Source organism: Evansella vedderi (genome assembly GCF_030813435.1).
Lineage (GTDB): Bacteria > Bacillota > Bacilli > Bacillales > Salisediminibacteriaceae > Evansella > Evansella vedderi.
Map to the genome: position 1 here is coordinate 1 of NZ_JAUSUG010000058.1, position 1,607 is coordinate 1,607.

The window sequence follows — 1,607 nt, forward strand, 5'->3', positions numbered from 1 at the left end:
AAGGAGGTCATAGTCAATGAGACTATTTAAGAGTAAACAAGGATTAAGAAGAAGTCAATTTGCAAAGGAAATTCGAGGAGCTGATTTAGAAAAAGTTTTACTTGTACCCATTGATGTATCTAAGGTTTTACAAAAAGCAATGATTATAAATTATTATGGAGAGGTTTTAGAGCCCTCCTTTTCCTTCATGGTAAATAAAACAGGCATGAACCTTCTAATTCGTAATATTGAGAAAGCTAAGGATAGTTGTCAGGCGGAACGAGTCTTCGTAGGAATAGAAGCAACAGGACATCATTATGAAGATATTGTTCGTATCCTTACGGATAAGGGTTATTCTGTTCATATCATTAATCCTGCTTCTACTCACGAAGAGAGGAAACAACATCTCACCTATACAAAGACAGATGACATTGATTTATATTTAATAGCCGAAGTATTAATTGGTAATAAAGCCACAAACGCAAAATTAGCGAATGGGGATTACAAAAGACTCCAGCAACTTACTCGTGCAAGGAGAAGTGAAATAAATAAACGTTCAAGTATCAAACAAGAGATACGTACAATACACGACCAAATTTGGCGAGAATACCAGGGTTTCAGTCAATTAGAAGATGGAAAAGTTAAAACAAAACATATCTTTAGTGATTTTTGGGGTAAGGGAAGTTTATATCTTTTGACACACTTTCCTCATGCTTCTCAAATACTAGACCTAGGTGAATTTGGACTACGCCAATTATCTAAAGAACATAACCTTAAAATACGTAAAACAACAATAGAAAAGATTCTCTTCGCTGCTGGTGAAAGTGTTTCTAAGCCTATAGAGGATCTTTCAAGTGAGCTCTTTATCTTAAAACAAAAGTTGAAAGATTACGAATGGCTTACCCGAAATATTGAAGCTTATGAATTAGAAATAGAACGTATTTTCATTAAAACAGAAGGCTTACTTCTCCTGACTGTTCCAGGTATAGGACTTGTAACAGCTGCTGAAATTTATTGCGAAATGGGAGATCTCTCTCACTACACAAAAGCTAGTCAAATTATTAAAAAGGCGGGAACAAATCCAACCATCAAGCAGTCAGGCCAAGGAGATGGTTTTTATGGGCGAATTTCTAAACAAGGAAATGCAAACCTTAGAAGAGCTGTTTACAATGCTGGTAAAAGCCTCTGTGCCCATAATACCGCTCTAAAACCTTTTTATACTCGTTTAAAAGAAAAAGGAAAAAAGACAAAAAAGATATACATTGCCATGGGAAATAAATTCATCAAAATAGCTTTTTCTATGTTAAAAAATCACTCCCCTTTTCAGTATGAAGATCAAGATTACAGCTACGAAAAAGAGGTTATGAAGAAACTGACACTTCCTTTAACCGCTTAGTCAAAATCGATATTATAGGCACCATTCTTTTGGTTCGAGTGGAGATCCGATCCAATTTCCTGAGGCTCTTAGACCTCGATGTTTAGCTTAATCCCACTCGTCCTGTAAATACGGATTTGTACGTTAATATAAACTTGTACTCTATGCCAGATTGTATCAATGCAGACCAAGAAGCGAGTGTTTACCCATTTCTGAATCAAGAAAATGGTGCCTATTTATAAATAACTTGGTT

Annotated in this window: 1 protein-coding gene; it reads left to right on the forward strand. The window is 35.4% G+C overall.

Translation table 11 applies throughout. The features are described 5' to 3' along the window. Window positions 1-16 precede the first annotated feature (16 nt). Window positions 17-1,375 carry an IS110 family RNA-guided transposase gene (locus J2S74_RS27260; protein WP_307332915.1) on the forward strand — a complete coding sequence of 453 codons (1,359 nt, stop codon included), beginning with the start codon at window positions 17-19 and terminating at the stop codon, window positions 1,373-1,375. Window positions 1,376-1,607: the final 232 nt, after the last annotated feature.

Excerpts from the sequence above, each read along its gene's own strand:
- J2S74_RS27260 (WP_307332915.1), top strand. The coding sequence starts at position 17 with ATGAGACTATTTAAGAGTAAACAAGGATTAAGAAGAAGTCAATTTGCA.